We start from the raw sequence: 21,124 nt of genomic DNA, 5'->3' as shown, positions 1-21,124 counted from the left end.
AAAAATGCCCGCTGTGATGGCGGGCATTTTTATTGTCATTACTTTAATCTACAGAGCTTTTCATTAAGAAACGAAACTGGGTTTCTTATCTTCTAGTTCAATCACATCAGCATGCGGCGTTTTAAACTGGCTGTATTGCGAATAGTTAACCACTCGACTACGACCTGTATCTTTGGCCATATACAAAGCCTGATCGGCCATTTTAACCAAGGCTTCTACATCAGACGCTGGTTGAGGGTACGTCGCAACACCAATAGACACACCAAGCTGCCCCAATGATAGACCTTTGTGTTCTAGGTGCATGGAACGCACAGACTCACAAATCGTTTCGGCAAATTCAGTTGCTTGCTCCATCGTCGACTGAGGCAGAATAACCGCTAACTCCTCACCACCCAAGCGACACGCTATCTCATCATCACCCACACTGCGTTTCAGTAGGGCACTGATCTCTTTCAAGACAAAGTCACCCGCATCGTGACCAAAGTTATCATTAAATCGCTTGAAGTGATCGAGATCCAACATAAGCAAGGAAATTGGCTGCTCTGTCGTTGCAGAATTCATCGTATGTTCTTCCAGCTTCTGCTCGAAGAAACGACGATTGAATAGCCCCGTTAACGGATCGCTCAATGCTTGTGAACGCAGTTTTTCTTGCAGGCTTAAGTTAGCCAGAGCTAAACCTAAGTGCTCTGAAACACTGAATGCGAGTTGCTCTATGATCGGATCAATTCGAACTTCTCCCTGACCAAAGTAGAGATGCATAATACCAATCGTATTACCGTGCGCGGTCAAAGGAATGCATAACGTCTGGTTATGTTCAATTTCATTCATGTGGGCACAAGAAAGCGTATGAAAATCATCGTTTGATTGATGAACCCGACCTTTGCGTAATGACCAGCATTCATCAGGAGCAAAACTTGCGCTACCTGGCCAAGTATCTCCCCAATCCAATTGAGTCACCAGTTGGTTACGAGATGAGCGCATCAACGACACACTACCATTCACGTTCCCCAAAATTCTAGGCAAGATATCGGACACAATTTTTTGTGCTTCGACCATGTTATTACATGCCGCCAGCATATTTGCCAAGCGGTGCATTAACTCGATTTCATGAGTACGTTGACGAATACGTTCGTCTTGCTTCTTCTGCTCTTCTTCTACCTTAAGATTGATCTGACGGTTACTGAAATAAGAAGTGCCAATTAAGAAACTCAAGCTCAAAAACGCCATCCCGATTAAGATACCCATCAATTGGAAGTTCATCTGTTTAAGCTGGTACATCGGTGAGGAAATGACGACGACAAGTTCTTGCCCATTAATCTGCTCGACGACCGAGTGATAAATACGATCTGTCGATGTGATGGTACTAAAACGCACGTCATTACCGACCCCACTCTCTATGGCTTGAATGAACTCAGGGCGATTACTGTGATTCTCGATGTTTGCTAACGCATGATCCGACAGATCAGTGTCGCCAATAACAGCGCCATCAGAAGAGATAACTTGAATGCGTAAGTTAGTACTTGCTTGGGTCAGGTCACCGATATAGTCATCCATATCCGTTTCTGACGTTATCTGTGAGCTGTCTTCTCTTATTTCATGAATGACATCTGACATTAATGAGGTTAGGCGATCACTCTCATGGGCGACAACCAACCGTTCCAGAGTGACGTAAAACCCGTACAACCCTAGCAACATCGACAGCGATAGTATGACTATCGGTAATATCTGCCATTTTTTATCAACTAATTTCACGCCCAATCTATCCAGATATACAGAACAACAACCTAAATACTAACAATATCATTATAAAACACAATTGGGATTTGATTATTTTTCTATCAATTGGGTATTGGCTCAATATCATAATAAATTGAACTATGAGGATTGAATCCACTGCTGATACAGCTGCTCACTCGACCCTAAATAGTTCACCATCCACTCGATCATTTTATGGCTATCATCTTTTCGCCACACCAAACAACATTGGCTACGAGGTTTCTCTTCAGGCAGAACTTTTTCTACCAACAGCCCTTCTGTAATCAAGGGCTGAGCTATGTGACGAGGCATATATCCAACACCAACACCATGCTTTAAACACTCTATCGCGCTGTACCAATTGGGCAACAGTAGCCGTCTTTGTTTTGGGTAATGAACCGTATGCCTCTTGGGTAAAATACTGGAGGTATCATCCAAACAGATTGCAGGAAATTGACTGACAAACGCTTCATCTAAATTTTGCTGCCTAACACAAGGGTGTGCAGGTGACATAACGAATGCCCAATCCAGTACTCCCATGTCTTTCACTTCAAAATCCCCACCGACAGGAATGGCTGAAGTCGCACCAATCACGATATCAGCGCGCCCTTGAGAGATGGCTTCCCATGAACCATTAAATACTTCCATGTTGATTTGTAACTCTGCATGAGGAAAGGTGACGTAGAAGCGTTCAATTAGCGGCTTTAGGTGCTCAAGCTTGACCACATTATCCAACGTCAACTTGAGCGTTTTTTGCCATCCTTGCGCTGCCCGACGAGTCTGCGCTTTAGTCTCTTCCATCTGTCTGAGCATGACACGCGCTTGTTTCAGAAACAGTTCACCCGCCAGAGTGAGTTCAACTTTGCGTGGTAAGCGCCGAAAAAGCACCACATCTAGCTCTTGTTCTATTTGACGAATACTGTAGCTAACAGCCGATGGTACTTTATGCAGTATTTCCGCGGCGGCGGTAAAACTCTCTAAACGAGCAACCGTATCCACCAACTCTAGTGACGATTGTGAAAAAGCTCCCACACTCTTACCCTTCAATTTTTTTGATTGATAACCACAAATTTTAGCGTTTCATTTTATTTACCACCAACAATAAACTACGCCGAACAATAAAAAGGCAATTCAAGCCACATAAATATCAATCAATATTTTTGAACGGAATTAAGATGAATATTTCCAAACTGCAACTTTTCTATCTAGCAATGCTCTCTATGCTAGGTTTTGTCGCAACAGATATGTACTTACCGGCTTTTAAAGCAATGGAAGTCGACTTTGCGACTGGCCCAGAACAAATCGCTCTATCTCTTACTGTCTTTCTTGTCGGAATGGCTATCGGTCAACTTGCATGGGGACTGATGTCAGACAAATTTGGTCATCGTAATACGCTAGCCGCTGGCCTGGCTCTTTTCACGCTAGCCTCTTTTGGACTAGCCTTCAGTGATCAGGTTTGGCAACTACTGACTTTACGTTTCATCCAAGCGATAGGCGTCTGTGCTCCTGCTGTTATCTGGCAAGCCATGGTTATTAAGCGCCACTCAAGCCAGAGTCAGCAAATTTTTGCGACCATTATGCCGCTTGTTGCTTTGTCGCCAGCGTTAGCCCCACAGCTGGGCGTATTATTGGCAGACAACTTCGGCTGGCACAGCATTTTCATCGCACTCACCGTCATCGGCCTAATCTTAGTTGCTGCTACTTTCGCGCAAGGCAACGACTCGGTTGAAGCGAAACAGACCAGCATTGGCAGCGATATAAAATCATTACTTCGCTCTAAGTCTTACCTTGGCAATGTACTTATGTTTGCTACTGCATCCGCGGCTTTCTTTGCGTACTTAACGGGTATGCCGGAAATCATGGCACAACTAGGCTATGACGCTAAAGATATTGGCTTGAGTTTTATCCCTCAAACAATAGCTTTCATGCTGGGTGGTTACTTCGGCAAGGTATCAGTGAAAAAATATGGTGATGAAAAAGTCTTGCGCCAAATCATCGGCTTGTTCAGCGTCGCATCACTGCTTATCTTTATTGCTTCTCAATGGGCGCTCACTTCAATTTGGCCAATCTTAGCGCCATTCTGTCTGATTGCGGTAGCCAATGGTGCGCTTTACCCAATTGTTGTTAACCGAGCATTAGCGAGCGCTAAACAGAGCCCAGCAACTGCAGCAGGATTACAGAATAGCTTGCAAATCAGTATCAGCAGTCTCTCGAGTGCTCTAGTCGCTGCTTTAGCAAGCCAAGCACAAATGGTGACAGGAATTGCAATTGTGATTTGTATGGCTGGCTTATGGGTAGGTTATATTATTTCGAATAGAGAGCTATCTCAGCACTTCAGCGCGCCTGATAACTCACGTGTCGTGAGTGACGAATAAGAGATAAACAAAAAGGCCCTAGCATTTACGATGCTAGGGCCTTTTTTACATTCTAAGTATTTATTTTTGCTTAACCGGTCGCTGCCAACCAGTAATTTTGCGCTCTTTCGCGCGAGTAATTACTAACTCACCTTCTGCGACATCTTTCGTCAATGTGGTACCAGCACCCACTGTAGCGCCATCGGCTACCGTTACCGGTGCCACCAGCTGACAGTCAGAGCCAACAAACACATCGTTACCAATGGTAGTTTTAAACTTATTCGCACCGTCGTAGTTACAAGTAATCACGCCAGCACCGACATTCGTACGCTGACCAATTTCTGCATCACCAAGGTACGTTAGGTGGTTAGCCTTTGAACCTTCTCCAATACGAGTATTCTTCACTTCAACGAAGTTACCTACGTGAGAGTCATTGAGCATCTCAGCACCAGGGCGCAAGCGAGTGAATGGACCAACCGTACACTCTTCACCAACGGTCGCGCCTTCAATCACGCTATAAGGACGTACTACGGTGTTATCATCAATTTCACAATCTTTCAGTACACAGCCAGTACCGATAACAACGTTGTCCCCAAGTGATACATTACCTTCGATGATCACGTTCGCATCAATTTCACAGTCCATACCACATTGAAGTTCACCACGCAGATCAAAACGTGCTGGGTCGCGCAGCATGACACCTTGCTCTAGCAATTTCTGCGCTTGCATTGATTGGAAAGCACGTTCAAGACGAGCTAGCTGAGCTCGGTCGTTAACGCCTTCCACTTCAATTGGATTAACTGGATGAACCGCTTCTACTGCACGCCCTTCACTATGAGCAGCAGCAATTACGTCAGTTAAGTAATATTCACCCTGTGCATTTTGGTTGTTTAAGCCAGACAACCAGCGTTTTAGATCGCCACCCGTGGCGACCATCACACCCGTATTGATCTCTTTGATAAGCTTCTGCTCATCCGTGGCATCTTTTTGCTCAACGATAGCGACAACAGGACCATTTCTACGCACGATACGGCCGTAACCCATTGGGTTGTCTAGAACAACCGTCAATAACGCAATACCGCCCGTTGGCTGTGCATCAAGTAGCCCCTCGATCGTCTCCTCAGAGATCAAAGGTACGTCACCGTAAAGCACTAAGATCTTTTCGTCATCTTCAAACTGTGGAGAGGCTTGATCAACAGCGTGACCAGTACCAAGCTGATCTGCTTGCAGTACCCAGTTTACGCTTTCTTGAGCTAGCTCGGCCTGCATTTGATCACCACCGTGACCGTAGACCAGATGAATGTTCTGCGCGCCCAAGCTGCTGCATGTATCAATCACATGCTTAGCCATTGGCTTACCTGCCAACGTATGAAGCACCTTTGGCTTATTCGAATACATGCGAGTCCCTTTGCCCGCTGCGAGAATGACCGCGCTAAATTTCATGGGTTACCTATATGACGTTGTAGAAAAACTGAAAGGCATTTTAGACACTAATGCAACATTAGTTAATTGAATGAGATAAATTTCTAGTAAAAAATAAGCAAAAAGGCGACCTTACGGTCGCCTTTATCACTTTAAACAACGCTGTTAATTCTAACGACGCTGTTGTGTCAGCTCGATAACTCGAAGCTGAGCAATGGCTTTAGCCAGTTCACTAGCCGCTTGAGCGAAGTCCATATCACCGTGCTGGTTCTGAATTGCTTCTTGAGCACGACGTTTAGCTTCTTCCGCCTTAGCTGCGTCCAGTTCTTCACCACGGATAGCTGTATCAGCCAGTACAGTCGCTGTACCAGGCTGAACTTCTACCATGCCACCAGAAACATAAATGAATTCCTCGTGGCCGTGCTGTTTAACAAGACGCACCATGCCAGGCGTGATAGCGGTTAGCAGCGGAGTGTGGCCGTGGTAAATACCAAGCTCACCTTCGCTACCGGTCACCTGAAACGTTTCAACTAGGCCAGAAAAGATCTTCTTCTCTGCACTAACTACGTCTAGGTGAAAGGTTATTGCTGCCATATCGCCTCCTAGTTAGCCTTATAGCTTCTTCGCATTCTCGATAGCATCTTCAATTGCACCACAGTACATGAAGGCTTGCTCTGGAATGTCATCGTAATCACCAGCTAGTAGACCTTTGAAGCCACGTAGAGTCTCTTTAAGAGCTACGTAAACACCTGGGTCGCCAGTAAATACTTCTGCTACGTGGTAAGGCTGAGTTAGGAAACGCTCAATCTTACGTGCACGAGATACAACTTGCTTATCTTCTTCAGATAGCTCGTCCATACCTAGGATAGCAATGATGTCTTTCAGCTCTTTATAGCGCTGAAGTGTCTGCTGAACGCCACGAGCGATGTCGTAGTGCTCTTGACCAACGACTAGAGGGTCAAGCATACGAGATGTTGAATCTAGTGGGTCAATCGCAGGGTATAGACCCATAGCAGCGATGTTACGGTTAAGTACTACCGTTGCATCCAAGTGCGCGAACGTTGTTGCTGGAGACGGGTCAGTCAAGTCATCGGCTGGTACGTATACCGCCTGTACAGACGTGATAGAACCAGACTTAGTTGACGTGATACGCTCCTGAAGTACACCCATCTCTTCTGCAAGAGTTGGCTGGTAACCTACCGCTGAAGGCATACGACCTAGAAGTGCTGATACTTCTGTACCTGCTAGCGTGTAACGGTAGATGTTATCAACAAACAGTAGAACGTCACGACCTTCGTCACGGAAGCGCTCTGCCATTGTTAGACCAGTCAGTGCAACACGTAGACGGTTACCTGGTGGCTCGTTCATCTGACCGTAAACCATCGCTACTTTAGATTCTTCAGGGTTTTCAACGTTAACAACGCCAGCTTCCTGCATCTCAAAGTAGAAATCGTTACCTTCACGAGTACGCTCACCTACACCAGCAAATACTGATAGGCCCGAGTGTTGAAGTGCGATGTTGTTGATAAGTTCCATCATGTTAACGGTCTTACCTACACCTGCACCACCGAATAGACCGATTTTACCACCCTTAGCGAATGGACAAACTAGGTCGATTACTTTAACGCCCGTTTCTAGAAGTGCAATCTCGTTTGATTGATCTTCGTAGCTTGGTGCTTCACGGTGGATAGAGTAAGTCTCTTCCGCACCGATTTCACCACATTCATCAATCGCATCACCAAGTACATTCATGATACGACCAAGGGTCTTAGTACCTACTGGTACTGAAATTGGAGCGCCTGTATTTACTACTTCCACTCCACGACGTAAACCATCAGAGCTACCCATTACGATACAACGAACTACGCCACCGCCTAGCTGTTGTTGAACTTCAAGAACTAGACGTTCTTTTGAGTCCGTTACGTTTAGAGCGTCGTATACACTTGGTACATCACTCTGTGGGAACTCTACGTCGACTACTGCACCGATGATCTGTACGATCTTACCTGTAGCCATCGTTAATCCTCTAACTATTTAGTTTTACCTAAGCTTAAACCGCTGCCGCACCTGAAACGATTTCAGATAGCTCTTGTGTGATCGCAGCCTGACGGGCTTTGTTGTACACAAGTTCTAAGTCATCAATCAGGTTGCTCGCATTATCTGTTGCAGCTTTCATTGCAATCATTCGAGCCGCTTGCTCACAAGCAAGGTTCTCAACCACACCTTGGTATACTTGAGATTCCACATAACGCACTAGAAGCGTGTCTAGAAGCGCTTTTGGTTCTGGCTCGTAGATGTAGTCCCACTGGTGGGTACGCTGCATCTCTTCGCTGTCCGATTTAGGCAAAGGTAGTAATTGATCGATCGTTGGTTGTTGAACCATAGTGTTCACAAACTTGTTGCTCACAACATATAGACGGTCCAATTCACCTTCATCGTATTTCTTAAGCATTACGCTTACAGAGCCGATTAGGTCTTCAAGGCTTGGGCTATCGCCTAAACCAGAAACCTGTGCCGCTACTTTCGCGCCGCTGTTGTTGAAAAAGCCAGTTGCTTTTGAACCAATTAATGCCAGTTCAATTTCAGCACCTTTCTCTTTCCAGCTTTGCATGTCTGTGACAGCCTTTTTGAACACGTTAATGTTCAAGCCGCCACATAGGCCACGGTCTGTTGAAACGATGATGTAACCAACACGCTTAGCTTCACGCTCTTCTAGGTAAGGATGACGATACTCTAGACTTGCGTTTGCTACGTGACCGATCACTTTACGTATTGTTTCAGCGTATGGACGAGAAGCTTCCATTGCATCTTGAGAACGACGCATTTTTGAAGCTGCTACCATTTCCATTGCTTTCGTAATCTTCTGAGTGCTTTTCACACTACCGATTTTATTACGTATCTCTTTTGCGCCGGCCATCGTTACTCTCCATTAGTTGGTGGCATTACTGCCACCGACCTATTACCAAGTTTGGGTTGCTACGAAGTCGTCAGTCAGCTTCTTAAGCTGCTCTTCAACTTCATTGTTGTAAGCACCCGTCTTGTCGATCTCAGCTGCAAATTCAGCGTATTGACCGCGAGCGAACGATAGTAGAGCCGCTTCAAAATCTAGCAGTTTGCTTAGTTCAACATCTGCTAAGTAGCCGCGCTCTGCCGCAAAGATTACTAGAGCTTGGTCAAATACAGACATTGGAGCGTACTGCTTCTGCTTCATTAGTTCTGTAACTTTCTGACCGTGGTCTAGCTGTTTCTTTGTCGCTTCATCAAGATCAGACGAGAACTGTGCGAATGCCGCTAGTTCACGGTACTGAGCTAGTGCAGTACGGATACCGCCAGATAGCTTCTTGATGATTTTCGTCTGTGCAGAACCACCAACACGAGATACTGAGATACCTGGGTCAACCGCTGGGCGAACACCCGCGTTGAATAGCTCAGTCTGTAGGAAGATCTGACCGTCAGTAATCGAGATTACGTTTGTCGGTACGAATGCTGAAACGTCACCAGCTTGAGTTTCGATGATAGGCAATGCTGTCAAAGAACCTGTTTTGCCTTTCACTTCACCGTTAGTGAACTTTTCTACATACTCTTCGCTTACACGAGCAGCACGCTCTAGTAGACGAGAGTGTAAGTAGAATACATCACCTGGGAATGCTTCACGGCCTGGTGGGCGTTTTAGTAGTAGAGAGATCTGACGGTAAGCTACCGCTTGCTTAGATAGATCATCATAAACAATCAGTGCATCTTCACCGCGATCACGGAAGTATTCACCCATCGCACAACCTGCGTATGGCGCTAGGTATTGTAGCGCTGCAGATTCAGAAGCCGATGCAACAACAACGATAGTGTTTGCTAGCGCGCCGTGCTCTTCTAGTTTGCGAACTACGTTAGCGATAGTCGATGCTTTTTGACCGATAGCTACGTAGATAGAGAAAATACCAGAGTCTTTCTGGTTGATGATTGCATCGATCGCCATTGCTGTTTTACCAGTCTGACGGTCACCGATAACAAGCTCACGCTGACCACGACCGATTGGGATCATTGAGTCAACAGATTTGTAACCAGTTTGAACAGGTTGATCTACCGATTTACGGTCGATTACACCTGGTGCAATCACTTCTACAGGCGAAGTTAATTTAGCTTCGATTGGACCTTTACCATCAATTGGCTCACCTAGCGTGTTTACAACACGACCAAGCATTTCAGGACCAACTGGTACTTCAAGAATACGACCAGTACCTGTAACTTTCATGCCTTCCTTAAGGTCAGCATATGGGCCCATTACAACCGCACCAACCGAGTCACGCTCAAGGTTAAGTGCTAGTGCATAACGGCCACCCGGTAATTCAATCATTTCACCTTGCATCACGTCCGCTAGGCCGTGAATGCGAATGATACCGTCGCTTACCGATACGATAGTACCTTCGTTGCGAGCTTCACTAACAACTTCGAAAGATTCGATACGTTGTTTGATTAGATCGCTAATTTCCGTGGAATTAAGTTGCATGCTCCAATCCCCATTAAGACTGCAATGCATCGCTCAGGCGGCTTAAACGGCCACGTGCTGAGTTATCGATGACTAAGTCTCCGGCTCTAATAATAACCCCACCAAGTAGGGTCTCATCTACGCTGCAATTCAGCTGGACTTTGCGTTCAAGACGCGTTTCAAGTTTGCTGCTGATGTCTGCTTTTTGCTGTTCTGAAAGTTCCGTTGCTGAAGTCACTTCAACACTGATTTCTTTCTCATGTTCTTGCTTAAGAAGCAGGAACTCAGCACACACATCAGGAAGGGCCTGTAGTCGGCCATTCTCAGCCATCACCTTAATTAGGTTCTGACCAAACGTATCAACTTGTTCGCCACATACCGCAACAAATATCTCTGCTAGTTTGTCAGCAGAGGTTGAGCTTGTTAGAAGCTCATGAATTTGTTCGTTATTGGCAACTTCCGCTGCGAAAGACAACATTTGACCCCATTGGTCTAGTTGGTCTTTCTCAACAGCAAAGTCGAATGCTGCTTTAGCATAGGGGCGTGCGATAGTAGTCATATCCGACATATGCGCCCCCAGACTTAAAGTTTTGCAGTAATGTTGTCGAGAAGATCTTTGTGCGCATCTTTATCGATAGAACGCTCAAGGATTTTCTCAGCACCAGCTAAAGCCAGAGTTGCAACTTGTTTGCGCAGTTCATCGCGCGCACGGTTGCGTTCTGCTTCAAGTTCAGCTTCTGCTTGCGCTAGGATTTTCTGGCGTTCTGCCTGAGCTTCCTCGCGAGCTTCATCAAGAATTTGAGCTTTACGCTTGTTTGCTTGCTCGATGACCTCAGTTGCTGTGCGCTTCGCTTCTTTCAATTGAGAAGAAGCGTTAGCTTGCGCTAGGTTTAAGTCTTTCTCAGCGCGCTCAGCAGCGTGCAGACCGTCAGCGATTTTCTTCTGACGTTCTTCAATCGCTTGCATGATTGGCGGCCATACATACTTCATGCAGAACCACACAAATAGTGCGAATGAGATTGCTTGACCTAGCAGAGTTGCGTTCATATTCACAACAGCTACCCCTCTTTAATTGGACTAAGTGTTAATCAATGACAAACCGATGTTTGTCTATGAAAAGCAATGATTAACCAGCTAGTTGACCAACGAATGGGTTTGCGAAAGTAAATAGTAGAGCGATTACGATACCGATCATTGGAACCGCATCTAGTAGACCAGCGATGATGAACATCTTAACTTGTAGCATAGGAGCCATTTCTGGTTGACGCGCAGCACCCTCAAGGAATTTACCACCTAGGATTGCGAAGCCGATTGCAGTACCTACTGCACATAGACCAACGATGATTGCTACTGCGATTGCTGAAAAGCTCAGTACAGTTTCCATTACTATCTCCAAATATAACTTTTGACTAATAAGAGTTTAAAAAATTAGTGATCGCCGTCTTCGTGTGCCATCGACATATAAACAATCGTTAGCATCATAAACACGAAGGCCTGAATCAGAATTACCAGAATATGGAAAATCGCCCACGGTAGTGAACCCATCCATTGTAAATACCATGGTAACATTGCCGCACAAAGAATGAATACAACCTCACCTGCAAACATGTTACCGAATAGACGCATACCAAGTGATAGAGGCTTCGCTAGCAGCGATACCACTTCAATCAGTAGGTTAAACGGAATCATCGTCCAGTGATTAAATGGATGTAAAGCAAGTTCTTTGGCGAAACCACCTAGACCTTTCACTTTGATGCTGTAGTAAATCATCAGAGCGAATACGCCTAGAGCCATAGCCATGGTGATGTTCACATCAGCTGAAGGTACAACCTTAAGGTAAGGAATACCAAGCCAATGCTCTGCTGGGTAAGGTAAGAAGTCGATAGGAACTAAGTCCATCACGTTCATCAAAAATACCCAACAAAAGATAGTTAGTGCTAAAGGTGCAATCAATGGGTTGCGTCCATGGAACGTATCTTTGACGTTTTCCGCGACAAATTCTACGATCATTTCAACAGCACACTGAAGCTTACCTGGTACACCCGCTGTCGTTCCCTTCGCTACTTTGTAAAAAATTCCTAGGAAAATTAAACCAGTAAACCAAGAAAAAAACAGGCTATCGATATGTACGTTCCAGAAACTTGTTTCCTCCGCTACCAAGCCTAACTTAGCTAAAGAAAGGTTTGATAAGTGGTGGGCAATGTATCCGGACGATGTTAGCGCTTCACCTGGCGCAGCCATAACTCATCCTATTTTTTGTTGTTAATGAATAGCGCTGGCGCAAAGATATTAATCCCTAATACCAGCAAATAGGTTAGTTTGAGGGGAACGAGTTCCACCTCGGTATACATGTAAGCAACGGAGAAGAGTGCTATTGTGATGAGGATCTTTAGTGCTTCCCCTGTGAAGAAAGACACCGCCACCATTTTCGCAGCACGTGCTCCTACAAAAAGAAATGCACACAAGGCAAATACAGCATTGGCGACAACAAAAATGCTCCCTCCAATTAGCGCTGAAACTCCCCATTCAGTATTTACAGCAATCGATACTCCTGCTGCCACTAACGTAACCGCGCATATCTCGATCAACAACAATTGCTTTGCAAGCTCTCGTCCTGGTCTCGCTAACGCAGCTACCATGTATTCGTACCTCTAGTAATATCCACTTTGCACGACTTCACTCTGTGCTGGGAAATTGGCGAAAATTATACGGTCAGTGCACCTTAATGCAATTAAAACCCTGCAAAAAGTTACAATTTTGTTTACAAACCGACAACTTTCACACAAAAAATCGTTTTTTACATAATTGATTGAGATCAATTATCTCACTTAGCTCTCTAGCTTGGCAATCAGTAGCTCTAATTTGTGAGGCTCATCAAGACTAATCGTCACTTTAGACTTTCCGCTAGGGTTTCGCACAATAGCAACTTTACCCCCAAGCATTGCACTTAATTTTTGTGACAATTCTTGTATCTCAGTGTCTTGAGACTCATTTTTATCTTCAACCGCAGGCTGTAAGCACTTTTTCACTAATTGCTCGGTTTGACGAACGGTCAGCTGCTTTTTAGCGACTTGCTCCGCAACTTCAACTTGTTGGCCTCCTTGAAGCGCAAGCAAGGCACGAGCGTGTCCCATTTCTATCTGCTTGTCAGACACCAATGCTTTAACACTGTCTTCAAGCTGATTCAAACGCAGCAGGTTACTCACCGTTGTACGAGATTTACCGATCACCTCAGCGACTTGCTGGTGGGTCAAACTGAACTCTGTCTGCAAACGATCCAACGCCTGCGCTTCTTCGATCACATTAAGATCTTCACGCTGAATGTTCTCGATCAATGCCATCGCGATCGCTGCGCGATCTTCAACATTTTTCACTACACATGGCACTTGCTTTAAGCCCGCTTTACGAGCCGCACGCCAGCGACGTTCACCAGCAATAATTTCAAACTTATCGTGTTCCACTTGGCGAACCACAATCGGTTGAATAATACCTTGCGATTCAATCGATGCAGCCAGCTCTTCCAGAGCTTCAGGTTCAATATCTTTACGAGGCTGATATACCCCTGGCTTTAGAGCATTGATGTTAAGCTCGGTTAAGCTACCGTCTGATGAAAGCTCTTGGCTGTGTAGAGCATTTTGCTGCTTTTCGCGTGCAAGAGAACTGGTAGAAAGCAGAGCATCAAGCCCTTTACCTAAACCACGTTTAGACATGAGACAAAATTCCTTTGATCGTCGTTATGCAGGGACTTCTTCACGGCGAAGCATTTCGCCAGCGAGTGCTAAGTACGCTTTAGCGCCTGTCGAGTACTTGTCATAGTACATTGCAGGCTTACCATGACTTGGCGCTTCAGCTAAGCGTACATTGCGTGGAATAACAGTGCGGTACACCTTGTTGCCAAAGTGTTTTTTCAATTGGTCAGATACTTCATTAGACAGTCTGTTGCGAGGGTCATACATGGTACGCAGTAGACCTTCGATTTTTAGATTTTCGTTAACAACAGCAGCGAGCTTGCTGATCGTATCCATAAGCGCAGTTAAACCTTCTAGTGCGAAATACTCACACTGCATAGGAACCAAAACGGAATCGGCCGCAGCCATAGCGTTGATTGTAAGAAGGTTTAGAGAGGGAGGACAATCAATAAAGATGAAATCATAGTTATCGCGAACTGACGCCAGCGCATGCTTGAGACGAACTTCTCGAGCAAACACTTCCATCAGCTTAATTTCTGCAGCAGTCACATCGCCGTTAGCCGCAATCAGATCATAGTGGCCTGATGTTTTTCGGCATACCACGTCCTCAAAAGGAACATCTTCAACCAACAGCTCATAAGCACTCGCCTCGACCTGATATTTGTCAACACCACTGGCCATGGTTGCGTTTCCTTGTGGATCGAGATCAATCACCAAGACCTTGCGCTTAGTCGCTGCCATAGATGCGGCTAAGTTGATACATGTTGTTGTTTTACCAACCCCGCCTTTCTGATTGGCAATTGCTACGATTTTTCCCACGATGGACCTCGCTATTATTCCTTGCGCGATAAGATTACTAGATGACGCTCACCTTCCAATTGAGGAACTTTCAAAGCTTTGACATCAGTCACAGAACACCACTCAGGTAATTGTTCAATCTCACTCTGTGGTAATTGACCTTTCAGTGCTAAGAAACAGCCGGTTTGAGCTTTTGGTAAATGGTGACACCATTCAACCATATCCGTAATGGATGCGAACGCTCGGCTCAGTACACCATCAAACTTATCTTCAGGTTGATACTCTTCGACTCGACTTTGAATCGGCGTCACATTCTCAATCTTAAGTTCATGCAGAACTTGCTTAATGAAGCGAATGCGTTTGCCTAAGCTATCGAGTAGGAAAAACTGCTTACCTGGATTCATTATTGCTAATGGAATCCCTGGCAAACCAGGGCCAGTGCCCACATCAATGAAGCGCTCACCTTGTAAGTGAGTGCTAACAATGATGCTATCCATGATGTGTTTGACCAGCATCTCTTGAGGGTCACGAACCGACGTTAGGTTATACGCTTTATTCCACTTGTCGAGCATAGCAACGTAGCCAACCAACTGTTCGCGCTGCTGTTCTGATACGTCTAAATCGGTCTGTGCTATAAGTGCATCAAGTTGAGAGCGTAGCTGAGACATTATTCTTCCTCGCCTTTTTTAAGCATGCCGTGTTTCTTCAAATGAACCAAAAGAATTGAAATTGCAGCAGGCGTGATACCTGAAATGCGTGAAGCAATACCGATCGACTCAGGCTTCGCATCTGAAAGTTTCGCCACGACTTCATTAGACAGGCCACTCACCTTAGAGTAATCAAGATCAACAGGCAGCTTGGTATTCTCATGGCGAAGAGACTTTTCAATCTCATCTTGCTGTCGCTTGATGTAACCTTCGTATTTTACTTGAATTTCAACCTGCTCAGCCGCTTGAAGATCGTCCATTGCAGGCGCAAATGCATCTAGCTGAGTTAACTGATCGTAAGTCATCTCAGGACGGCGGAGAAGATCCTCACCACTCGCTTCTCGCGTCATTGGTGATTTAAGTAGCTCATTGAGTGCAGCAACACCTTCTGATTTTGGATTCATCCAAGTTTCAGCTAAGCGTTGACGTTCAGTGGTCATATTTTCCACTTTCTCGTTGAAGCGTGCCCAACGAGCGTCATCAATCAAGCCCAAATCACGTGCTTTTTCTGTTAAACGTAAATCCGCATTGTCTTCACGAAGCAACAGACGGTATTCCGCGCGTGAGGTAAACATTCGGTACGGCTCTTTCGTTCCCATGGTTGAGAGATCATCAATCAGAACCCCCATGTAAGCTTGGTCACGACGAGGGCTCCAGCCTTCTTTGTCTTGGCTGTGCAGGCTAGCATTCAGACCGGCCATCAACCCCTGCGCCGCGGCTTCTTCATAGCCAGTTGTGCCGTTAATTTGACCGGCAAAGAACAAGCCACTAATAAACTTAGTTTCATAAGTGTGCTTCAAATCGCGAGGGTCGAAGAAATCGTATTCGATAGCGTAGCCCGGACGGACGATATGCGCGTTTTCAAAACCCTTCATCGAACGAACGATCTGCACCTGTACATCAAACGGCAAGCTGGTGGAAATACCATTAGGGTAAAGTTCGTGAGTATCTAAACCTTCTGGCTCAATAAAGATCTGGTGGCTGTTCTTATCAGCAAAACGCATCACTTTATCTTCGATCGATGGGCAGTAGCGTGGACCGATGCCCTCAATCACGCCAGCATACATTGGGCTACGATCGAGGTTATTTCGAATCACATCATGCGTTTGCTCATTGGTGTGCGTGATAAAGCATGGGATCTGACGCGGATGATGTTCGCGCTTACCCATGAAAGAGAACACCGGTGCCGGGTTATCGCCATGCTGAACTTCCAACTCTGAAAAATCGACGCTACGAGCGTCAATGCGAGGAGGAGTACCCGTTTTAAGACGATCGACTCTAAATGGCAAATCACGTAAACGATCCGCTAGAGCGATCGAAGGAGGATCCCCAGCTCGACCGCCAGAAGAACTTTCCATGCCGATGTGGATTTTACCACCAAGGAATGTACCTACCGTTAAGACGACTGCTTTAGCTTGAAAACGCAGACCCATTTGAGTTACTACACCGGTGACGCGATCGTTTTCAACGATCAAATCATCAACAGATTGTTGGAATAGCGTCAGGTTTGGTGTGTTTTCTAATGCTTTACGGACGTAGGCTTTGTAAAGCGCACGGTCAGCTTGTGCTCGTGTCGCACGAACCGCTGGGCCTTTTGATGCATTTAACGTTCTAAACTGAATACCAGAATGATCGATGGCTTGTGCCATTAATCCACCCATAGCATCAACTTCTTTCACCAAATGTCCTTTGCCGATACCACCAATGGCAGGGTTACAAGACATTTGACCTAAAGTGTCAATGTTGTGAGTAAGCAAAAGCGTGTTTTGCCCTGTACGAGCTGATGCGAGTGCGGCTTCCGTTCCTGCGTGACCGCCACCGACAACAATGACGTCAAATTTTTCGTGATAAAGCATGAACCGACCTCAGGTATTCAAGAGAGAGTTGGATAGATAAAAGAGCGTTATTCTACCCTCTTTCACGAAGAGAGAAAATGGTTTTGGCTTTTTTCATTTAAAGAGAGAAACTCTTATATATATAAGATCTATATATATGATCTTTTATTAGATCTATTATTAAGATCGACCGTTTCTGTGGATAAGTGGAAAATGATCAACAAGATCATGGATCTTTTATGGATCATATCATGTGATCTTGCTTTGATCTGATCGAGGATTACCTGGGATCAAAATGGCTACTTATACACAGGGGTTAAAAAGGATCAAAGTTGTTATTGGGATAACTATAGGTTAACCACCGGAAAAATAGTATGTTATCCACAGATGGATTGGTTAAATTATCAGCAAACAGTTTGTGGTTTCGTTGATAGAGTTATTCACAATGGGGGGATTTGGGATGAAGTGGCCGTATCTACGACCACTAAAATTACGCTTTAAATAGCTCGATATGATCGTTTAGCCACGTTTCAGCGGCATCTTCTGGTACATCATGACTGAGAACATCGATAGTAAAGCAGTCTGCAAGTGGGGTTGCGCCGATGTCAGTGAGTAACTCATGTGCGTGTTGTCCAGCAGCGCAGAAGGTGTCATAACTTGAATCACCGATCGCTATTGTCGCGTACTTTACATCGCTCATACGAGGCGGGGTTGTCTGAAGAGATTGGATGAAAGGCTGAATATTATCTGGGTATTCTCCCGCTCCATGGGTTGATGTGACGATCAGCCAAATGCCTTCCTGGGTGATGTCATCGAGATTAGGTTGGTTGTGGATGGTCGTTGTGAGCCCTTTTTCAACCAATAGATCACTCAAGTGATCACCGACATATTCAGCGCTACCGAGCGTGCTACCTGTAATGATGTGGATCATTCCATTTCCTTTTCAAATGAAAAAGCGCGACCAAAGGGTCGCGCTAGAGGTTATTTTCCGATACAGAAAGAAGAGAAGATGCGTCCGAGTAAGTCATCAGAGCTAAACTCACCGGTAATTTCACTTAAATGCTGCTGAGCAATTCTGAGCTCTTCTGCCAGAATCTCACCTGCCATATAGCCTTCCAGCTGCTGTTGGCCTATATCAAGGTGTTCTGCAGCGCGTTCCAGTGCTTCTAAGTGGCGACGGCGGGCCATGAAACCACCTTCATTACCTCCGGCAAAACCCATGCACTCTTTTAGGTGTGTGCGCAGTGATTCTACCCCTTCTCCTGTTTTTGCCGACAGACGAATTAACGTTGGATCATTAACGTGACAGATGCCGAGATCTTCACCGGTTTGATCGGCTTTGTTGCGGATCACTGTCATGCCGATATTGTTTGGCAGACGATCAACGAAGTCGGGCCAGATTTCGATTGGGTCTGTCGCATCTGTTGTGGTGCCATCCACCATAAACAGTACTCGGTCGGCTTGAGCTATTTCGTCCCAAGCGCGCTCAATACCAATCTTTTCAACTTCATCAGATGCATCGCGCAGACCTGCGGTATCAATAATGTGCAGTGGCATACCATCGATATGGATATGTTCACGCAAGACATCTCGAGTCGTACCGGCAATGTCGGTCACAATCGCTGACTCTTTACCTGAAAGTGCATTAAGTAGGCTCGATTTACCCGCATTTGGGCGGCCAGCAATGACGACTTTCATGCCTTCGCGCATAATCGCACCTTGATTCGCTTCTTGTCGGACAGCCGCAAGGTTATCAATGATGGTTTGTAGATCCGCCGCGACTTTGCCATCGGCTAGAAAGTCGATCTCTTCTTCTGGGAAGTCGATAGCGGCCTCGACATAAATACGGAGATGAATCAGCGATTCGACTAAGGTGTTGATGCGCCCTGAGAAGGCACCCTGCAGCGATTGTAGTGCCGATTTAGCCGCTTCTTCTGAACTTGCATCGATCAGGTCGGCAATGGCTTCTGCCTGGGCTAAATCAAGCTTATCATTGAGGAACGCACGTTCCGAGAATTCACCAGGACGTGCTGTACGAACCCCTGGAATACTCAAAATTCGTTTGATAAGCATATCCATCACAACTGGGCCGCCATGGCCTTGCAGTTCTAGGACATCTTCACCCGTGAATGAATGTGGGTTTGGGAAGTAAAGCGCGATACCTTGGTCAATTTGGCTCCCATTTTCAGCGGTAAACGGCAGATATTCGGCGTAACGAGGGCGCAATGCTTTGCCTGTTACTTCGAGTGCGACGTTTGCTGCTAATGGGCCAGATACGCGGATAATACCTACGCCACCACGCCCAGGGGCGGTTGCCTGTGCAACAATGGTATCAGTTGTCATAGTTGTGCCTGTCTATTTTAGGTGCCATACAGTGGCAAATAAGTAATGTGTTGAATTGTAATCAGCTCAAATAAAAAAGGCGACCTTTTGGCCGCCTTTCTTGCTATTTCCACTTAAAGGTTACTTAGAGTGTAAGCCTTTTTTCTCCAGCGCTTTGTAGATAAGCGACTGTTGAATCAGTGTTACTATGTTCGATACTAGCCAGTAAAGAACCAGACCTGATGGGAAGAACAGGAAGAAGAAAGTAAACATAACCGGCATAAAGGTCATGATCTTCTGCTGCATTGGATCCGTTACAGTCGTTGGGCTCATCTTCTGGATTAGGAACATTGAAGCACCCATCAGTAGTGGCAAGATGTAGTAAGGGTCTTGCGCTGAAAGGTCGTGAATCCAACCAAAGAATGGTGAATGACGCAGCTCAACCGACTCCATCAATGCCCAGTACAGTGCGATGAAGATAGGCATCTGTAGGATAAGAGGAAGACAGCCACCTAATGGGTTCACTTTCTCTTTCTTGTACAGCTCCATCATCTCTTGGCTCATACGCTGACGGTCATCACCGATACGCTCACGCATTGCTTGCAGTTTTGGCTGCAGCATACGCATCTTCGCCATAGACGTGTATTGCGCTTTTGTCAGTGGGTACATTGCACCACGAACAATGAAGGTCAAACAGATGATTGCCACACCCCAGTTACCCACAAAGCTTTGGATAAATGACAGTAGTGTATGCAGTGGTTTTGCGATAAACCATAACCAACCGTAGTCGACTACGAGATCTAGGTTTGGTGCCACTTCAGCCATTTGGTCTTGCAGTTTAGGACCAACCCAAAGTGTTGCTTGGAATTTTGCATTGTCGCCGTCAGCAATGGTTTTATTTGGCATACGAACACCAATATCACCTAGGTTGCCGATCACGCGAGTGTAAACGTTAGCACCTGGCTCATTACGAGGGATCCATGCAGAAGCAAAGTAGTGCTGGATCATTGCTGCCCAACCTTGGCCGTTAGCCAGGTTTAGAGACAGGTTACGATCTTGCATGTCTTCGAAGCTGTACTTCTTGTAACGAGTATCTTCAGTTGAGTAAGCACCACCGCGGTATGTTGGCATTGTGATGCTACCACCAGCGTCAAGAAGGTTTTGACGAAGGTGAGCGTACATACCAAATGTCGCGTTGTTGCCGGATTTGTTTACGATGTCGTATTCAACGTCAAGCGCGTAGCTGCCACGTTTCATCACGAATGTCTTTGTGTACTCAAGACCGTTCGCTGAGAATGTCATTGGAACGCGAAGTTCGTCTTGGCCTTCAGCAAGAGTGAAGCTGTCAGCGCTGACCGCGTAAGCTGGACGATTGGTGCTGCTTAGGTCGATACCTTGTGGGCCGACTAGACCACTTTGAGCAATAAACTGGTGACCTGGTTCGTTTTTAAGTAGAACAAATGGGTCAGCAGAATCAAGCTCGTTAGAGTACTCGTTAAGATCTGCGTGAATAACATCACCACCAACCGTATCAATCGACAGAGTCAATACATCAGTTGTCACGGTAATAGTTTTTGCTGAAGCTTGCTGCGCTGGCGCAGGGTCTAGCTCATCGGCAAATGATGGGGCAGGTAAAGTGCTGCTTGATTGAGCCTGCTCAACCGGCTGAGGCGTAGGGTTCTTTGCAACTTGCCATTGTTGGAACAATAGGAAAGAAACCAGTGCTAGCGCGATTAACAGGATATTACGTTGAGAATCCATC

At 45.8% G+C, this 21,124-nt stretch carries 20 protein-coding genes; 1 reads left to right on the top strand and 19 read right to left on the bottom strand.

Annotation, left to right across the window (positions count from 1 at the left end; all coding sequences use genetic code 11):
- Nucleotides 1-63: 63 nt before the first annotated feature.
- Together EJ063_RS18380 and punR are read right to left on the bottom strand one after the other, a co-directional pair.
- Nucleotides 64-1,695: a sensor domain-containing diguanylate cyclase gene (locus tag EJ063_RS18380; RefSeq protein ID WP_126575770.1), complete on the bottom strand. Its 1,632-nt coding sequence runs from the start codon at nt 1,693-1,695 to the stop codon at nt 64-66.
- Between the two features lie 180 nt (nt 1,696-1,875).
- Nucleotides 1,876-2,787 (bottom strand): DNA-binding transcriptional activator PunR, encoded by a 912-nt coding sequence (gene punR, locus EJ063_RS18375; protein WP_126575763.1) that lies wholly within the window; start codon nt 2,785-2,787, stop codon nt 1,876-1,878.
- A 143-nt stretch (nt 2,788-2,930) separates the two neighbouring features.
- Here punR and punC point away from each other — a divergent pair, with 143 nt between their 5' ends.
- Nucleotides 2,931-4,130 (top strand): purine nucleoside transporter PunC, encoded by a 1,200-nt coding sequence (gene punC / locus EJ063_RS18370; protein ID WP_126575762.1) that lies wholly within the window; start codon nt 2,931-2,933, stop codon nt 4,128-4,130.
- Between the two features lie 60 nt (nt 4,131-4,190).
- Here punC and glmU read toward each other — a convergent pair whose 3' ends face one another.
- The 17 genes from glmU to yidC form a co-directional block, all read right to left on the bottom strand.
- Complete coding sequence (gene glmU / locus EJ063_RS18365; protein WP_126575761.1) at nt 4,191-5,552, bottom strand: bifunctional UDP-N-acetylglucosamine diphosphorylase/glucosamine-1-phosphate N-acetyltransferase GlmU; 1,362 nt, start codon at nt 5,550-5,552, stop codon at nt 4,191-4,193.
- Between the two features lie 150 nt (nt 5,553-5,702).
- Nucleotides 5,703-6,125 carry a F0F1 ATP synthase subunit epsilon gene (locus tag EJ063_RS18360; protein WP_126575760.1) on the bottom strand — a complete coding sequence of 141 codons (423 nt, stop codon included), beginning with the start codon at nt 6,123-6,125 and terminating at the stop codon, nt 5,703-5,705.
- A gap of 18 nt (nt 6,126-6,143) precedes the next feature.
- Nucleotides 6,144-7,547 (bottom strand): F0F1 ATP synthase subunit beta, encoded by a 1,404-nt coding sequence (atpD, locus tag EJ063_RS18355; RefSeq protein ID WP_126575759.1) that lies wholly within the window; start codon nt 7,545-7,547, stop codon nt 6,144-6,146.
- Nucleotides 7,548-7,581: 34 nt separating this feature from the next.
- A complete protein-coding gene (gene atpG, locus EJ063_RS18350; protein WP_069667976.1) occupies nt 7,582-8,448 on the bottom strand; it encodes a F0F1 ATP synthase subunit gamma in 867 nt (288 codons plus the stop codon).
- Between the two features lie 42 nt (nt 8,449-8,490).
- Nucleotides 8,491-10,032 carry a F0F1 ATP synthase subunit alpha gene (atpA, locus tag EJ063_RS18345; RefSeq protein WP_126575758.1) on the bottom strand — a complete coding sequence of 514 codons (1,542 nt, stop codon included), beginning with the start codon at nt 10,030-10,032 and terminating at the stop codon, nt 8,491-8,493.
- Between the two features lie 13 nt (nt 10,033-10,045).
- Nucleotides 10,046-10,579 carry a F0F1 ATP synthase subunit delta gene (gene atpH / locus EJ063_RS18340; protein WP_126575757.1) on the bottom strand — a complete coding sequence of 178 codons (534 nt, stop codon included), beginning with the start codon at nt 10,577-10,579 and terminating at the stop codon, nt 10,046-10,048.
- Between the two features lie 14 nt (nt 10,580-10,593).
- Entirely contained in the window at nt 10,594-11,064 is a 471-nt protein-coding gene (gene atpF, locus EJ063_RS18335) for a F0F1 ATP synthase subunit B (RefSeq protein ID WP_004417263.1), read from the bottom strand.
- 73 nt (nt 11,065-11,137) lie between these two features.
- Complete coding sequence (gene atpE, locus EJ063_RS18330) at nt 11,138-11,395, bottom strand: F0F1 ATP synthase subunit C (RefSeq protein WP_004411110.1); 258 nt, start codon at nt 11,393-11,395, stop codon at nt 11,138-11,140.
- 44 nt (nt 11,396-11,439) lie between these two features.
- Entirely contained in the window at nt 11,440-12,252 is an 813-nt protein-coding gene (gene atpB / locus EJ063_RS18325) for a F0F1 ATP synthase subunit A (protein ID WP_126575756.1), read from the bottom strand.
- Nucleotides 12,253-12,260: 8 nt separating this feature from the next.
- A complete protein-coding gene (locus EJ063_RS18320) occupies nt 12,261-12,650 on the bottom strand; it encodes a F0F1 ATP synthase subunit I (protein WP_126575755.1) in 390 nt (129 codons plus the stop codon).
- A gap of 189 nt (nt 12,651-12,839) precedes the next feature.
- Nucleotides 12,840-13,721, bottom strand: a complete 882-nt coding sequence (locus EJ063_RS18315; RefSeq protein ID WP_126575754.1) for a ParB/RepB/Spo0J family partition protein — start codon at nt 13,719-13,721, stop codon at nt 12,840-12,842.
- 24 nt (nt 13,722-13,745) lie between these two features.
- Nucleotides 13,746-14,519 carry a ParA family protein gene (locus EJ063_RS18310; protein ID WP_126575753.1) on the bottom strand — a complete coding sequence of 258 codons (774 nt, stop codon included), beginning with the start codon at nt 14,517-14,519 and terminating at the stop codon, nt 13,746-13,748.
- Nucleotides 14,520-14,533: 14 nt separating this feature from the next.
- Nucleotides 14,534-15,166: a 16S rRNA (guanine(527)-N(7))-methyltransferase RsmG gene (rsmG, locus tag EJ063_RS18305; protein ID WP_126575752.1), complete on the bottom strand. Its 633-nt coding sequence runs from the start codon at nt 15,164-15,166 to the stop codon at nt 14,534-14,536.
- The gene (mnmG, locus tag EJ063_RS18300) at nt 15,166-17,061 is read right to left on the bottom strand and encodes a tRNA uridine-5-carboxymethylaminomethyl(34) synthesis enzyme MnmG (RefSeq protein WP_126575751.1); all 1,896 of its coding nucleotides are present in this window, start codon (nt 17,059-17,061) and stop codon (nt 15,166-15,168) included. Before mnmG ends, rsmG begins: the two co-directional genes overlap by 1 nt.
- A 469-nt stretch (nt 17,062-17,530) precedes the next feature.
- A complete protein-coding gene (gene mioC, locus EJ063_RS18295; RefSeq protein ID WP_126575750.1) occupies nt 17,531-17,971 on the bottom strand; it encodes an FMN-binding protein MioC in 441 nt (146 codons plus the stop codon).
- A 50-nt stretch (nt 17,972-18,021) separates the two neighbouring features.
- Nucleotides 18,022-19,383 carry a tRNA uridine-5-carboxymethylaminomethyl(34) synthesis GTPase MnmE gene (gene mnmE / locus EJ063_RS18290; protein WP_126575749.1) on the bottom strand — a complete coding sequence of 454 codons (1,362 nt, stop codon included), beginning with the start codon at nt 19,381-19,383 and terminating at the stop codon, nt 18,022-18,024.
- 120 nt (nt 19,384-19,503) lie between these two features.
- The gene (gene yidC, locus EJ063_RS18285; RefSeq protein WP_126575748.1) at nt 19,504-21,123 is read right to left on the bottom strand and encodes a membrane protein insertase YidC; all 1,620 of its coding nucleotides are present in this window, start codon (nt 21,121-21,123) and stop codon (nt 19,504-19,506) included.
- Nucleotide 21,124 lies beyond the last annotated feature (1 nt).

The organism is Vibrio aquaticus, assembly GCF_003970385.1.
GTDB classification, from domain to species: Bacteria; Pseudomonadota; Gammaproteobacteria; order Enterobacterales; family Vibrionaceae; genus Vibrio; species Vibrio aquaticus.
Note: the sequence above shows the minus strand (reverse complement) of the source record. Positions and strands in the feature narration are given on the sequence as shown.